The 18708-nt window shown below is 64.6% G+C and carries 14 protein-coding genes, 2 tRNA genes and 1 pseudogene; 1 reads left to right on the top strand and 16 read right to left on the bottom strand.

Annotated elements, in window-relative coordinates:
• Positions 1–43 precede the first annotated feature (43 nt).
• From H5407_RS04710 to H5407_RS24640, 4 genes are all read right to left on the bottom strand, one after another.
• Positions 44–119, bottom strand: a tRNA-Asn gene (locus tag H5407_RS04710).
• Positions 120–244: 125 nt separating this feature from the next.
• Positions 245–320, bottom strand: a tRNA-Asn gene (locus tag H5407_RS04705).
• Between the two features lie 129 nt (positions 321–449).
• Positions 450–2606, bottom strand: coding sequence for a TonB-dependent siderophore receptor (locus H5407_RS04700; RefSeq protein ID WP_183103280.1), 2157 nt, complete (start codon positions 2604–2606; stop codon positions 450–452).
• A 463-nt stretch (positions 2607–3069) separates the two neighbouring features.
• Positions 3070–4635, bottom strand: coding sequence for a methyl-accepting chemotaxis protein (locus tag H5407_RS24640; RefSeq protein WP_220800477.1), 1566 nt, complete (start codon positions 4633–4635; stop codon positions 3070–3072).
• 598 nt (positions 4636–5233) lie between these two features.
• On the opposite strand from H5407_RS24640, the gene H5407_RS04690 reads away from it, so the two are divergent.
• A complete protein-coding gene (locus tag H5407_RS04690) occupies positions 5234–6325 on the top strand; it encodes an ATP-binding protein (RefSeq protein ID WP_183103279.1) in 1092 nt (363 codons plus the stop codon).
• 21 nt (positions 6326–6346) lie between these two features.
• Here H5407_RS04690 and H5407_RS04685 read toward each other — a convergent pair whose 3' ends face one another.
• The 12 genes and pseudogenes from H5407_RS04685 to H5407_RS04630 all read right to left on the bottom strand — a co-directional run bounded on the left by H5407_RS04685 (position 6347) and on the right by H5407_RS04630 (position 18689).
• A complete protein-coding gene (locus tag H5407_RS04685; RefSeq protein ID WP_183103278.1) occupies positions 6347–7033 on the bottom strand; it encodes a response regulator transcription factor in 687 nt (228 codons plus the stop codon).
• A 40-nt stretch (positions 7034–7073) separates the two neighbouring features.
• On the bottom strand, positions 7074–7586 hold the full coding sequence (locus H5407_RS04680; protein WP_183103277.1) for a hypothetical protein: 513 nt from the start codon (positions 7584–7586) through the stop codon (positions 7074–7076).
• Positions 7587–7808: 222 nt separating this feature from the next.
• The gene (locus H5407_RS04675) at positions 7809–8429 is read right to left on the bottom strand and encodes a hypothetical protein (protein ID WP_183103276.1); all 621 of its coding nucleotides are present in this window, start codon (positions 8427–8429) and stop codon (positions 7809–7811) included.
• A gap of 2519 nt (positions 8430–10948) precedes the next feature.
• A pseudogene (locus H5407_RS04670) lies at positions 10949–11210 on the bottom strand (ferredoxin--NADP(+) reductase); the annotation flags it as partial.
• A 48-nt stretch (positions 11211–11258) separates the two neighbouring features.
• Entirely contained in the window at positions 11259–12452 is a 1194-nt protein-coding gene (locus H5407_RS04665; protein WP_183103275.1) for an ATP-binding protein, read from the bottom strand.
• Between the two features lie 206 nt (positions 12453–12658).
• The gene (locus H5407_RS04660; protein WP_183103274.1) at positions 12659–13765 is read right to left on the bottom strand and encodes an NAD(P)/FAD-dependent oxidoreductase; all 1107 of its coding nucleotides are present in this window, start codon (positions 13763–13765) and stop codon (positions 12659–12661) included.
• Between the two features lie 43 nt (positions 13766–13808).
• Complete coding sequence (gene fdxA / locus H5407_RS04655; RefSeq protein WP_183103273.1) at positions 13809–14132, bottom strand: ferredoxin FdxA; 324 nt, start codon at positions 14130–14132, stop codon at positions 13809–13811.
• Between the two features lie 71 nt (positions 14133–14203).
• Positions 14204–14980 (bottom strand): uroporphyrinogen-III C-methyltransferase, encoded by a 777-nt coding sequence (gene cobA, locus H5407_RS04650; RefSeq protein ID WP_183103272.1) that lies wholly within the window; start codon positions 14978–14980, stop codon positions 14204–14206.
• Between the two features lie 40 nt (positions 14981–15020).
• Complete coding sequence (locus H5407_RS04645) at positions 15021–16328, bottom strand: sulfate adenylyltransferase subunit 1 (protein WP_183103271.1); 1308 nt, start codon at positions 16326–16328, stop codon at positions 15021–15023.
• Positions 16329–16418: 90 nt separating this feature from the next.
• On the bottom strand, positions 16419–17378 hold the full coding sequence (gene cysD, locus H5407_RS04640; RefSeq protein WP_183103270.1) for a sulfate adenylyltransferase subunit CysD: 960 nt from the start codon (positions 17376–17378) through the stop codon (positions 16419–16421).
• Positions 17375–18181, bottom strand: coding sequence for a phosphoadenylyl-sulfate reductase (locus H5407_RS04635; RefSeq protein ID WP_183103269.1), 807 nt, complete (start codon positions 18179–18181; stop codon positions 17375–17377). Before H5407_RS04635 ends, cysD begins: the two co-directional genes overlap by 4 nt.
• 10 nt (positions 18182–18191) lie before the next feature.
• A complete protein-coding gene (locus tag H5407_RS04630) occupies positions 18192–18689 on the bottom strand; it encodes a DUF934 domain-containing protein (RefSeq protein WP_183103268.1) in 498 nt (165 codons plus the stop codon).
• Positions 18690–18708 lie beyond the last annotated feature (19 nt).

Raw genomic sequence — 18708 nt, 5'->3', positions numbered from 1 at the left:
TTCGATGTCGGCGTGGCAAGCGGTGGCACCACGCGTCTTGATTTGGCTCCCCGACCTGGGCTCGAACCAGGGACCTACGGATTAACAGTCCGGCGCTCTACCGACTGAGCTATCGGGGAATGGATCGGTACGGCCCGCTATTGCAATGCAAAAAGCAGGCTTTCATAAATAGCAAAGCCACCTTGAGGTGATCGCGGTGGCTTTAGCTGCTCAGCAGATCAAGATCTGCCTTGCGTTCTGTTCTTGGCTCCCCGACCTGGGCTCGAACCAGGGACCTACGGATTAACAGTCCGGCGCTCTACCGACTGAGCTATCGGGGAACAGAGCCTAGGATTATAGACAGAATTTTTGGGGTTCCACAAGCGTGGCGTTCGGGAGGCCAGGAAAGCCCCTAACCCCAACCGACGCCAGCCCAGCCACCGGGGGGCGGCATGGCGCCCGGCCCTCGCTTACAGCGTCACCTCCAGGCTGGCGCGCCAGGTGCGCGGCGCCAGCGGGTAGAGGTAGGCGTGGCCGTACTGGTAGGGGCTTTCGCGCCAGGCGCGCTTGTCCGTCAGGTTGTCCACGCCCGCACGCCAGGTGTAGAGGCGGGAGCCCATGGCCTGCTCATAGCGCAGGCCAGCGTCCAGGCGGGTCCAGCCGGCGACCATCACGCTGTTGTCCGGCAGCACGGCGCGAGGGCCCTCATAGACCAGGCCCAACTGCCCTTGCAGGCCGGCGACCAGAGTCTGGCGGACCTGCATCTTGATGTTGCGCTTGGGCACGTTGGTCGGCAGCAGGCCGTTGGTGCCGGCCACGGCGCTGCCTTCGCGGCGGGCCTTCAGCTCCATCCAACTGGCCAGCAGGCCGCCGCCGCTCCACTTCAGGTCTGCCTGGGCCTCCAGGCCGCGGTGGCGGGCGCTGCCGTCTTCCACGCGGGTGCAGGAGCCGGGTGCTGCGTCGTCGCAAGCGCCGGCGTCCATCCACACCGGGCGCTTGATGTCGAACCAGGCGATGGACCAGTCCACCGTGCTGCTGCCCGACTTGAGGCCCAACTCCATCTGGCGGCTCTTGATCGCCGGCAGGGACCGGCCGGCTTGGGTGCCGAAGCGCTTGCGGTTGGGCGTGACGTCGGACTCCATGCCTTGGCCCCAGCTGCCATAGGCCATGAGGCTGGGGCTGAGGGCGTAGCTCAGACCAATCCAGGGCGTGTCGAGGTTCTGCGAGTAGCTGGTGGCGCGCGAGCCGTTGGTGCGGATGCTGTCGCGCTGGATGCGCGTGTGGCGCAGGCCGAGGAAGGCTTGCCATTGCGCGTCGATCTGCACGGCATCGCGGAGGTAGAACTCGGTGCTGCGCTCGTCGCGCTGGGTGTTCTCGTCGGTGAGGCTGGGATCGGCCGGGACACGGCTCTTGCCGTCGATGGTGCCCACGCCCACGAGGTTGTAGGCCTGCTGCTGGAAGCGGCTCTCGAAGCGGTTGAGCAACACGCCGGTGTTCAGGCGATGCTGCAGCATGCCCGTGTTCAGGCGGCCGGCGAGGGAGAGGTCCAGGGCCTCCGTGTTGCGGCGCTCGTTCTCGCTGCGGAAGTCCCAGATCGAGAAGCTGCCGTCGGCGGCATAGCGGTCGCAGGGATTGCAGTCGTAGGTCTCGGGATCGAACTTGCCGAAGGCGTAGGCCAAGCGGTCGTCCGTCTTCAGGCGCTGCAGGCCCAGATGGGCCTGGGCCTGCCAGTTCGCGTTCAGGCGTTGCGTCAGGCGCAAGGAGGCGTGGCGGTTGTCGAAGACCACCGGCAGGCTCCAGTCCTGGTTGTTGAGGTTGATGCGCGGATCGAAGTCCCGGGCCGAGGGCAGCTTGTCACCCAGCAGGCTCATGCCGGGCTGACTGCGCTGGGACTGGCGGTTCCATTCGAGCTCGGCCTCGAGCAGGGTGTCGCGGCTCAGCCGGGCATCGGCAGCGACGGCCAGCAGGTGGCGGCTGCCATCGGCGTCGCGCAACTCGGGGCGCAGTTGCGCGCTGGCGGCGTTGATGCGCACGCCGAAGGCCTCGCCGGCGCCGAAGCGCTGGCTCCAGTCCAGCGCCGCTTCCGTGGTGCCGCGCTCCGAGACGCTCAGGGTCGCGCTCAACAGCGTCGTCGTCGGGCGCTTCACCACCAGATTCACGAGGCCGCCGGGGCTGCTGGTGCCGGCCTGGATGCCGCTGGTGCCCTTGAAGACCTCGATGCTGCTCTTGTTGCCCAGGGCCAGGGCCGTCTCGGCGTTGATGGGCAGACCGTCGCGGCGGTAGTTGAAGCGGTTGTCCAGCTCGAAGCCGCGCACCTTGAGGTAGGAGACGTAGCCGGCGGCGTTGTAGCTGTCCTGCACCGAAGCGTCGAGCTTGACGAGACCGGCGAGGCTGCTGAGGCCCGCATCGGCCAGGCGCTCGGCGTTGAGCACGCTGGCCTGGAAGGGCAGCTTGGCGGCGGGCGTGTCCCCGAACCCGCCCACGTTGACGGGCGCATCGGCGCTGCGGCCGCTGACGGCGACGCCAGGGAGGCTGTTGCCGGTGGACTGGGCCATGGCGCCTTGCGCGCAGGCAAGCGCACAGGCGGCGGCGAGAACATGAGGAAGGGAGCGGGTGATACGGGCCATCGTCGGACTGCTTCTAGCGATGGCAGGGCGGCGAGCGACCACATCAAGGGCCTGCTGAGAGCTCAGGCCGTGGCATGCGTGCTTCCCTGCGCGAGGATTACCTCGGTCCCAAGCCAGCTGGCAGCCAGCCCGGGCGCGATCAGGTTCAAAGGGACTTTCTCAGCCGGCTCATCAGATGAGCCAGCACCCCTAGCGGAATCAGCTCAGTGGCTGAGCTGAAGCGGGCATTGTATGCGGGCCTGGCCTGCCGGCCTCTGCCGTCGCCTGCGCAGGGGCCGCTGATCTGGAGCCCGGCGCACTCCGCGCCGCGCCTGCTGCCATCGCGCCCCGTCGTCGTTCCTCTTGGGCCCCACTTGCGCCCTGGCTGTGCGTGACGCCGCCCCTGCATCTGTGCGCAGGGGCGGCGTGAGGAGCCAGGAGCGTCAGGGGCGCTCAGGCCCCTGGGCCGGTCAGCCAAGGCGGCTCAGGCTGGACTGATCCGGAACACACTGACCGCCTGTGAGAGCTGCGCAGCCTGGACCCTCAGGCTTTCCGCCGCGGCGGACGTTTCCTCGACCAGCGCAGCATTCTGCTGCGTCACCTGGTCCAGTTGGTGAACGGCATTCCCCACCTGGCTGATGCCTTGAGACTGCTCGTTCGCCGCAGTGGACAGCTCGCTGATCATGCTGCTGACCCGCCGGACCTGTTCAACAATCTCCTGCATCGACTGCCCCGCCTGGTCCACCTGCGCCGAGCCTGCCTGCACGCGTTCCACGCTGTCCGTGATCAGCCCCTTGATTTCCTTGGCAGCCTGCGCGCTGCGCTGAGCCAGCGTGCGGACTTCACCGGCCACCACGGCAAAGCCGCGCCCCTGCTCGCCGGCGCGGGCGGCCTCGACGGCGGCGTTGAGGGCCAGGATGTTCGTCTGGAATGCGATGCCATCAATGACGCTGATGATGTCCGCAATCTTGTGGGAGGACGCCGCGATCTCGCGCATGGCCTGAACCACCTGGCCCACTTGCTCCCCACCCCGAATGGCTGCCCCCGCGGCATCCGAGGCCAGGCGATTGGCCTCGCGCGAAGTCTCGGCACTCGTGCGGACGGTGCCGGCCAACTGCTCCATCGAGGCCGCGGTTTGCTGAAGGTTGCTCGCCTGTTCTTCAGTACGCTGGCTCAGGTCGGCATTGCCTGTTGCGATTTGCGAAGTGCCGGTGGCAATGCTTTCGCTGCCGTTGCGCACGGCGCCCACGATCTTCGCGAGGCTTTGCTGCATATCGACCAGGGAATGCATGACGCTGCCCTCGGGGACATGGCCGGCCTCGATGGCGCTCAGGTCCCCGGAGGCAACCTTCTGCGCGATTTGCCCCAGCACACCGGGTTCCGCGCCCAGCGCCCGGCTGAGGCTTCGGGTGATGGCATATCCCGCGAGAATCGCCGCGACGGCGGTGAACAGGCAGGCCATCAGCAAGGCCGCACGCTTGGTGGAATAGGCCTGCGCCGCCTGCTCGACGAGTTCAGACGAGTGCGTGGCGGAGTAGTCCCGGTACGCTTGGGCCGCCTTTACCAGCGACGAGAGAAGAGGTCGGCATTCCTGGTTCATCTTTGCCACCGCAGCCTCGCGCTGGCCGTTGCTGGCCAGCTCGACGATGGCCAGGGCCACTGGGGCGTACTTTCGCTCCACATCGGCCAACTCCCCAAACAGCTTGCGCTCCGTCTCGGTGACGCGGGGATCGTTGGTCAGCCTACCGAGGTCTTCAAGATCCTTGGTGACCTTCAGATGGGATTTTGAGACCTCAGACTTGATGGCCTGCACATCGTTGGCGGCCGCATTGACCAGGTCTCTTGCCGCGATGGCACGCATTTCCACGGCGGTGCGTGCTTCATACGAAAGAAGCAGCCGTGCATTGGTTCCATGGACGAACTGAGCGAAATTCTCGCTGGCAGCCGAGAGGGCGTTCAGTGCGAGTATCGACACGACGACAAAGATGAAGCACAGCAGCCCGAACGCTGACGAGAGCTTGGCCTTGACCGAGATAGATTGAAAAGACATATCCACTCCTTACTACTTACTTCTGCCCCGATCGGCGAGTGTCGGCGCGGCATTGCCGATAGATCCCTGGCTGTCGTCCTGGCCTTGGATCATGGCCGTGACCAGCGACAGCCTGTCTGGCCTGGCCTGTGCCATGCCCGGGGCTGACCCGCGCTGTCACTCGCTGCTTCTGGCGCAATGCCGGGCTAGACGGGGCGGCTCTTGGATAGAGCAGACCGGCATGGCGCGCCTCGGTGGCCGAGTGCGGAGCTTGAGCCGGCACTGGTTCTTGAGCGCAGATCCATGATGCAGCAAAGCTTGCCGAGCTTTTTTGGCGAATAAATTCGCTGAGCGTCAAATAAGTGCACTAGTGCGCAATTTCTGATTGGAATCAGGCGGAGATCAGCTGGATGCCAGGTGCCTTGAGCGTCCGGGTTCGGGGTCCGAGGGTTTGCATGCGCAGCGGCGCGGGGCGTGTGGCTATTGGCGGACTGCGGCCCAGGCTCGAGTCTTGGGCGGGCTCAGCCCTGGTCTGTGGACAATGGCGGCGCAGCTGCCAGCCCTTCGGCGAGACTTCCAAGGTATGAACGACGAACCTTACGGTGAACCCGACTACTACATGCGCCTGCTGGTGGATCGGGTGCCGTCCATGCTGGCGTATTGGGACCAGAACCTTCGCTGCCGATTCGCCAATCGGGCCTATGAGCGCTGGTTCGGTGTCAATCCCGGCAATCTCCTGGGAACCTCCATCCGGGATCTTCTGGGGCCGGATCTGTTCGCGCTGAATGAGGGCTATATGCGGGCCGCCCTGGCCGGCGAGCGGCAGGTGTTTGAGCGCATCATTCCGGGGCCGGATGGCGTCAAGCGGCACAGCCTTGTCGAGTACATCCCCGATATCGTCGAGGGGACGGTGCGTGGGTTTCTGGTGCAGGTCACCGAAGTGACCCAGCTGAAGCAAACCCAGGCCGCCTTGCGGCGCGAGGAGGTCCTCAGGCATCAGGTGGAGGAGCACGCCCGGTACCTGCAGGAACTGCTTTCAGAGCGAACGGAGATGCTCGATGTACTGGCGCATGAAGTGCGTCAGCCGCTGAACAATGCCTCCGCCGCCATGCAGACGGCCCATCGCCTGCTGAAGAATCTGGGGCAGGACTTGGCGATTGACCAGCTGCAACGCGCCCAGTCCGTGTTGGGCCAGGTGCAGTCCAGCATTGGCAACACGCTGGCTGTGGCTGCCCTGCTGGCGCGTCCTGCGCCGATTCAGAAGACAGACGCCGACATTGACGCGCTGATCGCCGTGGCCATTGGCGACATGCCCCAGAGTGAGCGGGCCCGGGTGCAGGTGCTCAGGGCCACCGCGACGCGAACCGCCATGCTGGACATGAGCCTGATGCGCCTGGCGCTTCGCAACCTCATCGCCAACGCTCTGAAGTTCGGCCCGCCGGCTTCGCGGGTCGTCCTTCGCATCTCGGACTCCGATGATCCGCTGGCCTTGCTGATTGATGTGACGGACGAGGGACCGGGGATTCCCATGAGCCTCGCATCCACCCTTTTCACGCGGGGCGCTCGCGGCAGGGGCAAGGGCGCAGGGAGCGGGCTGGGGCTTTACATCGTCCGCCAGGTGATGCAACTGCATGGTGGCACCGCCGAAGTGCTGAGCACCGGTGAGCGAGGCACCACGTTCAGGCTGACCATCTGCCAGACGGACAGCTGATCCAGGCAGGGCTCCTTCCGGCTAACGGGAGGTGAGCGGGGCCTTGAAGGCGTACCCCACACCCGACTTCGTCTGCAGCGGTACCGCCACGGGCGTTGCACGCTCGATGCGGCGGCGCAGCCTGAAGATCATGGCATTGAGCCCCCCGGAGGCTTCGCCAGCGCCTGTGCGGCCCAGGCGCTGCAGCAGGGTGTCCCGTGACACGAAGTTGCCTTGGGCCTCGATGAAGCATTCCAGCAGGATGACGTCGGCATCGCTGAGTTCGACCTGCGCGCCGTCAGGGGCCACGAGCAGCGCATCGCGGCGGGCAAAGAACCAATCGTTGTGCTGCGTACTCTCCGGGGAAGCCCGCCGGCAGACTGCCTCGATCGCGATCTCGACCTGCTCGAACTGCACGGGCTTGGCCAGGTACATGTCGGCGCCGGCTGTGACCACTTGCTTGAAGGTGTCGCTGGCCAGGCGGCCGGACACCACCAGGACCCCGGCGTTGGTGCGCATGCGCAGGATCTTGATGAGATCGACGCCGTCCACCCCCGGCAGCATCAGGTCCGTGACGTAGAAGTCATATCGGTAAGGGTCACGGCAGGCGAGCAGCTCATTGCTGTCTGCGAAGGCGTCCACGGCAATGCCTCGCTCGATCAGGTAGCGGGAGAGGCCATCGCTGTATTCGCGATCGTCGTCAATGAGGGCCAGCGTTTTGGGCAGCATGTGTGCCAAGCGTCGATGGGTTTGGACATCCTAACGCGAATCACCGGGGGCCCTCCAGCAGATCCGGCTTGACGCCCGCCAGCGCTGCCCCGCCGCTCCCGGTGCCCTTGAGCACCAGCCCCTCCTTCTGGTCCGTCAGCGTCCATGCCGCGTCCAGTTCGTCGCTGTAGTAGCGCCCGGCCAGGGCGGCCCGCTCCTCAGCGCTGGCACGGTAGTCGGGCAGGCGCTTGAACGGCACCGGCTTGGGGTCGTTGTTGTGCGTCAGCGTGAGGGATTTGCCGTCGTCCGACAGGTCCAGCAGGGTGATGCTGCTGCTGGCATGCACGCGGCGCAGGCCGAGCGGACGCAGCGGCGCGCCACCACCGGCGCGCCGCATCGTGAGCGGGCCTGCGATCTCCTGCTCGATGCGCAGGAGATCGCCCGGTTCGCCCTCGCAGAGACCGATGAAGACCGCCGGATCGAAGTGGGGCGGCGCCGCGGGCGGGGCCTTCTGCGCGGCCTTCTGCGCGGCCACTGCCTCCTTGAGCTGGCCCTGCTGTGCGATGTCTGCCACACGCTGTACCGCCGAGCCACCGCCAGGCGCTTCGCTGAGCGGCTCAAGACCACAGGTCACGCCCCCAAGGCCATCATCGGGGCCTGCATGCACAAGATGGCCATGCTGATCTTTGGCGTGCTGCGCTCAGGACGTCCGTTTGATCCAACGTTGGCCGTGCCAAAGCTTGAAATTCAAGACGGTATCTGACTCAGTCCCCATTGATGCCCCGAACTTTTAATTTCAACGATCAGAGCCGCGAGCATAGAGTTGGAGATTATCAAATATTTCCTTTCTCATTTGACATGCAATGACTCGTAGGCTCTGGATGCATTCCGCTGGATCAAATTGCGACCAACCCCTCACGTTAGCGATTCTTTCAGCACCTCTCGTTGCGAACTCAACGACTGCCCGCCCAGAATAAAGATACGCGGCCAGATGCGCCTCTCTGCTCTCAAACACCGAGCATTTGATGAGCTCGTCGTAAACAGTTTCATCGTCCGACAACACACAGTCGCCCTCAATTCGATCCCAGTATCCTTTCATCCAGGCGCACCATTCGCCGCATGCGATATTTTCCGCCATATTCGCCCCCTCTGGGATTTGCTCGATCTGGGCCGAAATGCGCCTCAAATCTTCAAGGAAATTTTCAGGATTCTCGGCTGACGATAGAGTTCCTGTGGCATCGCCCTTTGAAAATCGCACATCCACGACGGCGAATGGATAGATCCCCGATGAGTCTGATATTTCATCGGTAATGCGAACCGATCGGAAAATATCAAGCTCGAAATCAAGCCTAAAATCTTCGAATGTCAGTTTGTAAATAGAGCTGTTTGCAATCATTATTTCGGCTTCCTCGGCCAATTCGGGAGCCCTGCGTCGCGCCCGGCTTTCCATTGTTCGGGAGTCAGGTCACGCTGATAGACGATATAGCCGTGCCAAATTCGAATAACTTTTAAGGTATCTGACCCCGACCTCACGCGGTGGCCGAAGAGCTGGGTTTTGAGCAGCCAGGCGACGAGGAGGATGGCGAGGAGTTGGAGCCAAGAACGCGAGGGCCTTAAGTTTCAAGCCCTAGCCGCCAACCCAGATCCAGGAGCGGGCGATCCGGAGCGGGGTCAGGCCTGCCGGGAGCTAGGTGGCGCGGTCAGGTCTTGCCCAAGGGGGCGGGAGCCGGGGCCAGGTCTTTAAACCAAAGGCCTTCAGATTACAGTCTGACTCGCCGCCTTTGGTGCCAGTCTTCCGTCCGTTCAATGACGGCAAAGATGTGAGGTTCCCCTGGTCTGGCCGGTTTCCGATCCTCTGCATGCCCGCCCGCCAACCCACCTCGACCTGCTGCTCTCTTGGCGGAGCCTGGCAGTCACTCGATGGATGCGAACTGAGGTGACCCCACTGGACCATCAGACCGTGCCATTGCACCCTTGCACAGCACGGAATCAACAATCAATATGCCAGCGTGCAGGGCAGGACCACTGAAGACCGACGCGCTTGCTGACGCCGGCTTCGACGTGCTGCTCGATCAAACCCGCAGCGGAAGCAAGATCCCAAACGAGGCGCCTTGCCGGCAACGCGCGGACCGCCGCACGGCGTTACCGCAAAATCAGATCAAATCAAATAGCCATTTGTTTCGCGGACAACACCCACCGCATGGGGAGTGCCCGCATTTACCCAGTAGAGAAAATGAATTTTGAGTACACACTGGCAAAACAACATGTATACATGCCCATCCTGCAATATCGGAAAAATCCAAGTTTTTAGCGCCCTGAAATCGTCGCCATCAGGAGTACTTACCTGCCCCGAATGCAAGGAAAAACTCGTAGCGGTTCAGCCGAACTTTATCCAAGTATTCATGGTGTACATGATTTTTTCGTTTATCATTTTTCACATTAGTCCAGGCTTTGTAATCGAGATTGCATTGCTCATCGCAATGATCATTGCAATGGCCGCAATAGTTATCAAGAAAACAATCCTTTGCATCATAAAGAAATGAAACAGATCATCCGAAATTGCATTACCGCCCTATTTTCATTTGCCTGCATACAAGGCATAGCCAGGGCCGAACAAGAGGCGGGGTCAGGCCTTAAATATGTAGGCCTTTAGATTTAAGGCCTGACCCTGGCTAGACTGGCTGGACGCGGGTGAACTCGAAGAGGGTGACTCGAGGCGTGGGCAGGGTAGAGGATGCTGGGAGAACAGGCGGGCAGGGGGACTTGAAATTTAAGGTATCTGACCCTGGTCCCCGGTCACGCCCCCAAGGCCATCATCGGGGCTTGCATGCACAAGATGGCGATGCTGATCTTTGGCGTGCTGCGCTCAGGCCGTCCGTTTGATCCCGCTTTGGCTGTGCCTAAGCTTGAAATTCAAGACGGTATCTGACCCCGTTCTCACGTTCTCATTCGGCTCTGCGCTATGTGATGTAGTTATATTGCATCAGCAACGGCTGCTATTGCCGTTGCAAGCTGCTGGCGCTCGGCAGGATCAAGACACGACCTGCACCACTCATTCGCAAGAACTTCCCAAACACTGGCGGAACTCTTGTGGATTTGATCTCCAACCTTCGCATTCCATTTGTGATGATCTGGTCTGAGGCCAAAGTCCCGCTTGGTACTGACCGCGGATTGTGTTTATTTCTGCGTAGTCCATGATGTTCGTTAGGGTAGAGATGTTCAGAACTGCGAATTTGGCAGCCTTAAATGGCTAAATCCCAATGGTTTTCCGGCAAGTGTGTCCGTGCTTTGATTGGCCAGCTCGCCGCACCGCAGCCATTTGTCAATGGCCGCTCATGGCCAAAGGTAGTCCTGTAGCATTAGCTTTGCGAAGAACAACAATCGCTGCGTTGCGGCAGTTAGTGGCACCCAGGCTGGGGGCGTCGTCTTGACGTTCCATGGAACGAGTTCGTGAGGCCGTAGGCGGCTTCCATTTTCTCCGCCAACGGGCCTAACAAGCACAATACACCACCTGCGCGTACCGGATTCTCAGGATCAGCACTGAGCAAATCCAGTATCACTTCCAGCGCTTCCGCCACCTCCAACTGCTTCCGACACGCTCCCGACAAGCCGGTGCGCGCACCCCGTCCCCATTCGTTCCATGCACGAACGTCCGCTGTCTGGAGTTCCAGCAACCGGTCCAATTGATCAAGGATTTCGGATATTCCCGGGCGCAGAACACGCCCAGGATTGGATTGATCAGATTCGTCCACGAGATCTCCTTCGGGTTACCCGCGGATCTCATCGGGACGCCAATCCCTGGCCCTGGTAGGCAGGGCCGTCGCAAGTGTCGGTATTGGCAACCCAACCCGCCTCACCAAGCCTGCTGAAACTCTCCGTCCATCCAACAAAAAACCCGCAACAAGGGCGGGTTCTCCAAGCTGAGGCAGTGCCGACTCAGTCAAACACCGGCGTCTCCACCCCCAAGCACCTTGTGCAACTTCGGGCTGGTGGTCGTGTACTGCAAATGCACCCACTTCTCCGGATTGATGATCGGCATCGAACCGAAGGCGGCGAGGGCGGCCTCATGGAAGCTGGAGAGGATCGGCTTCTTCTTGCCGGGGTAGGTGTTGATGTCACCCACCGCAAAGATGCCAGGCACGCTGGTCTGGAACTTCTCGGTGTCCACGAGGATCTGCTTGCGTTCCAGGGCCAGGCCCTACTCAGCGACGGGGCTGCGCGTGGGGAGCGGCGGCTGGACCAGGAATCACGCGTGGCGCCAGTCAGCGCTGGGCATGATGCGCTTCATGAATTCATCGAACATCGGCACCGTGTAAGCCGTGTCGCCATGGTTCGGGCTCCAGATCATGCCTTTGGCAATCAGTGAGCTCCGCGTAGGAGCGAGGGACGTGACCTTGGCCGGGTAGCAATTGGCGATGTCCCCCGAGCGGTGCGGGCCTGGCCCGAGTTCGGCCATGGCGCGCAGGTAGCGCTTTTCCTTGGGCGTCAGGCGATCGAAACGCACGCGGAAGAAGCTTTCGTCGAGCGCTGCAACGGCGCTGCCTGAAGCGCGCGACACGGTCTCGACGCTGATGGGGGAGTGCGCGGCTTGCTCCCACGTATGAAAGCCCCATTGCTGAAGGAAGTAGGCATAGCCATGCGTGACGTCCACCAGGCGATTCAGCGCGGCCTGGTCGATGGCGACGCCTTCCTTCTCCAGCGGCACGCGAATGGCACGCTCGGCGGCTGGCTTCGGAAGCGGACCGATGGCTGGAAAGTTGAAGAGCCGCTCGGCATAGGACTTGGCGTTGCCCATCCGCCCGCGCAGCTGCGGCAGGCCGGCACCCACGAGCACCACGGGCAGTTGCTGCTGCTCGATGCGATGCATTGCCGTGATGAGGACCGCCAGTTGGTCCTCGGCCACGTACTGCAGTTCGTCGATGAAGATCGCCTCGGCGGTGCCGGCGGCTTTTGCTGCCTGGCCGACCTGCTCAAACAACGCTTGCAGATCGTGTTCGAGGTCGCCGTTGTCGGCGAGGCCTGGCTCGGGCTCGTAGTCCAGACCTACCTCAAGGTCCTGATACTTGACCTTCATCTTGCCGGCAAAGCCAGCGAGCGCTCGCAGGCCTCGAATGGCGTAGTCCTTTGCAGCCGCCACGTGGCTCAACCTGAGCAGGGCCTGTCGCAGCTGTGGGGCCAGGATGGCGGGCAGAGATCGGCCTTCCGGCGCTTCGATGCGGACTGTGTGAATCCCTGCCGCCTCAGCTTCGGCCCGGATGCGGTCAAGCAGAACGGTCTTCCCCACGCCGCGCAAGCCCACCAGCATCGCGCTCTTGGCGTGACGGCCGATCCGGGCGCGCTGGAGCGCCACGCGCATCTCCTCGAGGAGGGCATCGCGGCCGGCCAGCTCGACAGGGGGCGAGCCGGCACCTGGAACGAAGGGGTTGCGGACGGAGTCCATGGGCGGCCTTGTTTATAGCGAGTTTAGGAAGTTTATCTCTGAAACATAATATGCCAAATCTCTGTATAAACGTCCGGGACCCAGTGTAGGCAGCCGTCATCCCTGCGCGCTTCCCCAAGCCTGCTGAATCACCCGGCTTCACAGCACGCCAGCCAACAAAAAACCCGCCACAAGGACGGGTTCTTCACTCCAAGGCAGGCGCCGACTCAGTCAAACACCGGCGTCTCCACCCCCAGCACCTTGTGCAGCTTCGGGCTGGTGGTCGTGTACTGCAAATGCACCCGCTTCTCCGGATTGATGATCGGCATCGCACCAAACGCCGCCAGCGCAGCCTCATGGAAGCCCGACAGGATCAGCTTCTTCTTGCCGGGGTAGGTGTTGATGTCACCCACCGCAAAGATGCCAGGCACGCTGGTCTGGAACTTCTCGGTGTCCACGAGGATCTGCTTGCGTTCCAAGGCCAGGCCCCATTCGGCGATGGGGCCGAGCTTGGGGGAGAGGCCGAAGAAGACGAGGACCTGGTCGCAGGGCACGACGCGGGTCACGCCGTCGCCGCCGGTGACCTTCACGCCCTTGAGCACGCCGTCCTCGCTCTCGTCCAGGTCCGTGACCTGGCCGACGATGAACTGCATCTCGTAGTTGTCGCACAGCTCCTTCATCTTGGCGACGCTGGCCGGGGCGGCGCGGAAGCCGTCGCGGCGGTGCAGCAGGATGACGCTCTCGGCCTTGTGCGGGTTGCCGTCTTCGTTGCCGGCGCAGAAGTTCAGGGCCCAGTCGAGGGCGGAGTCACCACCGCCGACGATCAGCAGGTTCTTGCCGGCGAACTGCTCGGGCTTGCGCACGCGGTAGTGGACCTGCGAGCCCTCGTGCTTGTCGATGCCATCGACCTTCAGGGTGCGGGGCTGGAAGGAGCCCACGCCGCCGGCGATGAAGATGGTCTTGGTCAGGAACTGCGTGCCCTTGGAGGTGGCCACGAAGAAGCGGCCGTCTTCCTGCTTCTCCACCGTGGTGACTTCCTGGCCCAGATGGAAGGTCGCGCCGAAGGGCTCGATCTGCTTCATCAGGTTGTCCGTCAGCTCCTTGCCGGTGACGACGGGCAGGGCGGGGATGTCGTAGATGGGCTTGTCGGGGTAGAGCTCGATGCACTGGCCACCGGGGTAGGCCAGGGAGTCAATGATGTGGGCCTTGATCTCCAGAAGGCCGAGTTCGAACACCTGGAACAGGCCCACGGGGCCGGCGCCAACGATGACGGCATCGGTTTCGATCACGCCAGCCGAGGCGGAGGAGGTCGCTTGAGTCACTTGAGGATCCAATCTATCGAGTCCGGGCCCCTTTGTTCGTGGCCCGCAGGGGTAATCAGCGGATGAGTTCGGAGAGCTTGTCGCTCTTGTCTTTCCACTCGTCCGCGTCGGGCAGGGAGGCCTTGCGCTTGGTGATGCTGGGCCACTTCTTCGCCAGGTCGGCGTTGATCTTGATCATGTGCTGCTGGTTGCCCGGCACGTCTTCCTCGGGAACGATGGCGTTCACGGGGCACTCGGGGATGCACACGGCGCAGTCGATGCACTCGTCCGGATCAATGGCCAGGAAGTTCGGGCCTTCACGGAAGCAGTCGACGGGGCAGACATCAACGCAATCGGTGTACTTGCAGCGAATGCAGGCTTCGGTAACGACGTGGGTCATGGAGCAGCTCTAGAGTTGTGGGGGCCCGGGGACCGCCTGGGCGCGGGCGCTCTGGCGGCAAAGGGCGGATTTTAATCGTGCGTGATCGTCGGCTCCACTTGATGGGGCTCAACTTGGGGGCATTGATCGCCCGCGGACCGCCTGTGCTTGGACGACCCCACGGGCGCGGCACCGGCCCCGACCGTCACGACGGTGGGCCGCCCGCGGTGCAGCAGGCTGGCGGCGGGCAGGGTGGCCACGGTGTGCTCGCTGCTCAGGGCATCGGCACAGCCGGCACGGGAGACCACCATCACCGGCGTGTCACCTGCCCATCCGGCCAGGGCCAGCTTGCGCGCCAGGGCGCCGAGCTGGCGGCCGGCCATGTAGAAGACTTCCGTGTCGGCGCTCTTGAGGGCCTGGAGGTCGCCGTCCTTGGTCATGGCGGTGGTCAGGGCGACGCTGCGGCCCTGGCCGCGGCGGGTCAGGGGGCGGCGGGTCTGGGCGGCGGCGGCGATGGCGGCGGTCACGCCGGGCACCACTTCGGAATCAATCCCGGCTTCGTCCAGCGCCAGCAGCTCTTCTTCCAGGCGGCCGAAGATGCTGGCGTCCCCGCCCTTGAGCCGCACCACCACGCCGGCCTGGCGGGCTTCGCGCACCAGGGCGGCGTTGATGGCGGTCTGGGCGGTGGAGTCGCAGAAGCCGCGCTTGCCCACGTCCAGCCAGCGGGCGTGGGGGGCGAATTCGCGCAGGGCGGGGTCGGTCAAGGCGTCGAACAGCACCACATCGGCCTGCTGCAGGGCCCGCAGGCCGCGCAGGGTGATGAGGTCGGCACTGCCGGGGCCTGCACTGACGAAGATGACGCGTCCCATGTGGAGCTCCTTGGGGTCAGGTCTTGCTGGAACCGGTGGCTCAGCGCACCAGCAGCGCACCCGAGGTGCGGTTGCTGGTGGGGTCGACGACGATCAGCGCGCCGGCCACGCGGTTGTCCGCATAGGCGGCCAGAGGCAGGGGGGCCTGCAGCTCGACCACCACGTGGCCGATCTCGTTGACGGCCAGCTCGTGGGCCTCGGTCTCGGCCAGGGTGTGGATGTCCAGGCGGTGCTCGATGGCGCTGATGCGGGCCTGCACCCAGCGGTTGCCATGGCGCACCCAGTACTTGCGGCCGATCTGGGCCGGCTCGGTGTCCAGCCAGGCCAGCGTGGCCTCGAACTGCTGGCGCGGCGCGGCGCTGCCGGGGGCGACGATCCAGTCGCCGCGGCTCACGTCCACCTGGCGGTCGAAGACCAGGCCGGCGGATTCACCGGCCACGGCATGCGCCACCGTCTCGCCCGCGCGGCGGACCTCGGCAATGAGGGCCTTGACGCCGCTAGGCAGCACCTCGACCTCATCACCCGCCTTCACCTGGCCTTGCGCGATGCGGCCCCAGAAGGTGCGCGGCTGGTAGCCCGTGCCTTCGCCTTCCTTGCTCACGTACTGCACCGGCTGCTGCAGCGGGCCCTCGACCGTCTCCTGCGCCGTGGGCAGGCTTTCCAGCACCTGCAGCAGGGAGGGGCCGTTGTACCAGGCGGCGTCCAGGGGCTGGGTGACGTTGTCGCCGTTCAGGGCCGAGACGGGCACGATGGCCGTCACGGTGATGCCGGCTTCCTCGGCGAAGCGGCGCAGGGCGGCGCTGACCTTGGCGAAGCCTTCGCCCGTGGCGTCCGCGGCCAGGGCGTCGATCTTGTTGACGGCGAACACGATGCTGGGCACGCGCAGCAGGTGGGCCAGCAGGCTGTGGCGGCGGGTCTGCGGCAGCAGGGGCACCTCGGCCTGGGCCAGGTCCAGCTTGGTGATGTCCACCAGCACCACGGCGGCGTCGCTGCCCGCGGCGGCGGTGACCATGTTGCGGGTGTACTGCTCGTGGCCCGGGGCGTCGGCAATGATGAACTTGCGCGCCTTGGTGGCGAAGTAGCGGTAGGCCACGTCGATGGTGATGCCCTGCTCGCGCTCGGCCTCCAGGCCGTCGGTCAGCAGGGAGAGGTCGATGGGCTGGCCGGCGGCGCGGCGCTCCAGCGTGTCCAGCTGGTCGGCCAGGATGGCGCGGCTGTCAAACAGCAGGCGGCCGATCAGGGTGCTCTTGCCGTCGTCCACGCTGCCCGCGGTCAGGAAGCGCAGGGCGCGGTGCTGGGTGTCCACGTCCTGCTGGTGGACCGTCTCGAAGTGGGGAACTGCACTCATGGCTTGCTCAATCTGTAGTCATCAGGTGCCCGGGGTCAGGTCTTGCCGGATCGGGGGCGGGCTGCGGCGCCGGGGCGCCGCGCGGTGGCGTCAGAAGTAGCCCTCTTTCTTGCGGCGCTCCATGGAGGCGTCCGAGGTGCGGTCGTCCATGCGCGTGGCGCCGCGCTCGCTGACCGTCACCGTGAGGGTCTCGGCCACGATGTCGGCGGCGCTGGCGGCGTCGCTCTCCACCGGGCAGGTGCAGGTCATGTCGCCCACGGTGCGGAAGCGCACGGTGGCGGTCTCGACCGTCTCGCCAGCTTCGGGCGGGGTCACCTCGGTCAGCGGCACCAGCAGGCCCTTGCGGCGGATCACCTGGCGCTCATGGGCGTAGTAGAGCTGCGGCAGCGGGATGTTCTCGCGCTGGATGTAGAGCCACACGTCCAGCTCGGTCCAGTTGCTGATGGGGAAGGCGCGGAAGTGCTCGCCCGGGCGGATGCGGGTGTTGAACAGGTTCCACAGCTCGGGGCGCTGTTCCTTGGGCTGCCACTGGCCGAAGCTGTCGCGGTGGCTGAAGATGCGCTCCTTGGCGCGCGCCTTCTCCTCGTCGCGGCGGGCACCGCCGATCAGCACGTCGAAGCGGTGCTCCTCGATGGTCTCCAGCAGGGTCACGGTCTGGTGGCCGTTGCGCGATTCCAGCGGGTGGGCCAGGCGGATGGTGCCCTTCTTGATGGAGTCTTCCAGGTGGCCCACCACCAGGCGCTCGCCCATCTCGGCCACGCGGCGGTCGCGGAATTCGATCACCTCGGGGAAGTTGTGGCCGGTGTCCACGTGCACGAGGGGGAAGGGGAGCTTGCCCTTGAATTCATTGCCCGACACACGTTGCTTGAAGGCCTTCTCGGCGAGGCGCAGCACCACGCAGGAGTCCTTGCCGCTGGAGAACAGCAGGCCCGGGCGCTCGAAGGCGGCGGCGACCTCGCGCAGGATGAAGATGGCCTCTTCCTCCAGGTGGTCCAGGTGGCGGTGGTCGACGTTGGCGACCAGGTGTTCGAGGTTCACGGGGGCGTTCATGCGTGCGCTCCAGACTTCAGTTCTTCGTTGCTCTTGGACTTGTGCAGGCCGCACTCCTTGGCGTCTTCGCTCTCCCACCACCAGCGGCCGGCGCGGAAGTCCTCGCCGACGGCGATGGCGCGGGTGCAGGGCGCGCAGCCGATGGAGGGCATGAACTGGTCATGCAGGGCGTTGTAGGGCACGGCGCGGGTCTGGATGAAATGCCAGACATCGGCCCAGCTCCAGGCCGCCAGCGGGTTGAGCTTGGTGCGGCCCTGGCCGTCCGGCTCGCTGAAGGGCACTTCGGCGCGGTTGGCGGACTGCTCGCGGCGCAGGCCGGTGATCCAGGCACCGCGGCCGGCCAGCATACGCGACAGCGGCTCCAGCTTGCGGATGCCGCAGCATTCCTTGCGCAGGGCCAGGCTCTCGTACATGGCGTTCTCGCCGCGGGTCTTCACGAAATGCACGACGGCGTCCGCCACGGGCGTGAAGACCTGCACCTCGATGCCGTACTGCGCGCGGATCTGCGGGATCAGGGCCAGGGTCTCGGCGTGCAGGCGGCCGGTGTCCAGGGTGGCCACGGCCACGGGCAGCTGCAGCTCGGCCAGCAGGGCGGTGATGACCATGTCCTCGGCGCCCAGGCTGCTGGACTGCAGCAGCGCGTCACCGAACTCGGCATGGGCCTCGCGCAGCAGGCGGCGGGTCTCTTCCAGGCGGTCCTCGAAGCCGGCCGTCGCCCGTGCATACAGGCCGATGGCCGAGCTTTGCGGCGCCTTGCCCGAGGGCAGGAAGGAGACGCTGCTGGTGCTGTCAGGTGAGCTCATGGGGCGCTCCTCAGGCGTGGGCTGCCAGCAGCTTGGCGAAGTGCGGGCGGGGCTCGCTGGCATCGCCCTGGTAGTGGCCGGGGAAGAAGCCCAGGGCGCGCTCGGCGGCCTCGCGGCTCTGGTCGCCGCGCAGCTGCACGGCGTCGAAGCCGGTGCGGGCCAGCAGGGGCAGCATGTCCACGAGCACATCGCCCACGGCGCGGATCTCGCCGCTGAACTGGTAGCGCACGCGCAGCAGGCGGGCCTGGGTGTAGGCGCGGCCGTCGACCCACTTGGGGAACTGCAGGGCGATCAGGGCGAGGCGGGGCAGGTCGGCCACCAGCTCCTCGATGTCGAAATCATTGGCCAGCTGCACGCCCACGGGCAGATCCGCGGGCCAGGTGTCGCGCACGGCATGCCACTGCTCCAGGCTCAGCAGCAGCTGGGCGGCCGGGCTCGGGTGGGGCTGGGGCCCGTCCTCGCCTGCGACGCGGTGCCATTGGTCGTGGTGGGTGTCGATGAACTTCATGGCGGTCTCTTCTGCAGTC

The organism is Mitsuaria sp. WAJ17 (genome assembly GCF_014174515.1).
Taxonomy (GTDB): domain Bacteria; phylum Pseudomonadota; class Gammaproteobacteria; order Burkholderiales; family Burkholderiaceae_C; genus Roseateles_B.
Note: the sequence above shows the minus strand (reverse complement) of the source record. Positions and strands in the feature narration are given on the sequence as shown.

What these genes read in the sequence shown, in the direction of transcription:
- H5407_RS04645 (WP_183103271.1), bottom strand. Translation starts at nt 16,328, where the DNA reads ATGAGTGCAGTTCCCCACTTCGAGACGGTCCACCAGCAGGACGTGGAC.
- H5407_RS04700 (WP_183103280.1), bottom strand. Translation starts at nt 2,606, where the DNA reads ATGGCCCGTATCACCCGCTCCCTTCCTCATGTTCTCGCCGCCGCCTGT.
- H5407_RS04665 (WP_183103275.1), bottom strand. Translation starts at nt 12,452, where the DNA reads ATGGACTCCGTCCGCAACCCCTTCGTTCCAGGTGCCGGCTCGCCCCCT.
- cysD (WP_183103270.1), bottom strand. Translation starts at nt 17,378, where the DNA reads ATGAACGCCCCCGTGAACCTCGAACACCTGGTCGCCAACGTCGACCAC.
- H5407_RS04685 (WP_183103278.1), bottom strand. Translation starts at nt 7,033, where the DNA reads ATGCTGCCCAAAACGCTGGCCCTCATTGACGACGATCGCGAATACAGC.
- cobA (WP_183103272.1), bottom strand. Translation starts at nt 14,980, where the DNA reads ATGGGACGCGTCATCTTCGTCAGTGCAGGCCCCGGCAGTGCCGACCTC.
- H5407_RS04690 (WP_183103279.1), top strand. Translation starts at nt 5,234, where the DNA reads ATGCGCCTGCTGGTGGATCGGGTGCCGTCCATGCTGGCGTATTGGGAC.
- H5407_RS04630 (WP_183103268.1), bottom strand. Translation starts at nt 18,689, where the DNA reads ATGAAGTTCATCGACACCCACCACGACCAATGGCACCGCGTCGCAGGC.
- H5407_RS04635 (WP_183103269.1), bottom strand. Translation starts at nt 18,181, where the DNA reads ATGAGCTCACCTGACAGCACCAGCAGCGTCTCCTTCCTGCCCTCGGGC.
- fdxA (WP_183103273.1), bottom strand. Translation starts at nt 14,132, where the DNA reads ATGACCCACGTCGTTACCGAAGCCTGCATTCGCTGCAAGTACACCGAT.
- H5407_RS24640 (WP_220800477.1), bottom strand. Translation starts at nt 4,635, where the DNA reads ATGTCTTTTCAATCTATCTCGGTCAAGGCCAAGCTCTCGTCAGCGTTC.